General features: G+C 39.9%; 1 protein-coding gene. It reads left to right on the plus strand.

Annotation, left to right across the window (positions count from 1 at the left end):
• Window positions 1–113 precede the first annotated feature (113 nt).
• Window positions 114–724, plus strand: a 611-nt coding sequence (locus tag BABA_RS02450) for an amino acid permease (protein ID WP_211214151.1), incomplete at its 3' end; no start/stop codon positions are given.

Below are 724 nucleotides of genomic sequence, written 5' to 3' on the forward strand. Positions count from 1 at the left end.
GTCTAACAAGTCGGTGTAGAATAAATCCTATTAAAGACAGAATAACGGAAAATTCTTCAAACTCAACTACTGAGACGCAAGTAAAACGCGGCTTAAAATCACGTCATGTATCCATGATTGCCCTTGGTGGGACAATCGGAACTGGTTTATTTCTCACTTCAGGCGATGTCATTCACACGGCAGGACCATTTGGGGCACTGACTGCCTATGTTCTTATCGGAGCAATGGTTTACTTCCTCATGACTTCACTCGGCGAAATGGCCACTTATCTACCAACGTCTGGTTCTTTTTCAGACTATGGAACACGTTATGTTGATCCAGCATTTGGTTTTGCTCTAGGTTGGAATTATTGGTTAAACTGGGCAATTACAGTAGCAGTTGATTTAACCGCCGTTGCTCTTTGTATCAAATTCTGGTTACCTGATGTTCCAAGTTGGATTTTTTCACTGATTGCTTTGATTATCGTCTTTTCAATCAATGCCTTATCAGTTAAAACTTTTGGTGAAACAGAGTATTGGTTGTCAGCCATTAAAATTACCGTCGTTGTTTTATTCTTGATTATTGGCTTCTTATCTATTTTTGGAATTATGGGCGGACATATTGATGTCGCTAAAAATCTTTCAGTTGGTAATCATGGATTTGTCGGAGGACTTGGTAGCTTCACGACTGGTGGAGGAATTCTTGGTGTTCTCTTAGTTACTCATTCAGCTTTCCAAGGAACAGA

Origin of the sequence: Neobacillus bataviensis LMG 21833 (assembly GCF_000307875.1) — a bacterium.
In the GTDB taxonomy this organism is placed as follows: domain Bacteria; phylum Bacillota; class Bacilli; order Bacillales; family Cytobacillaceae; genus Neobacillus; species Neobacillus bataviensis.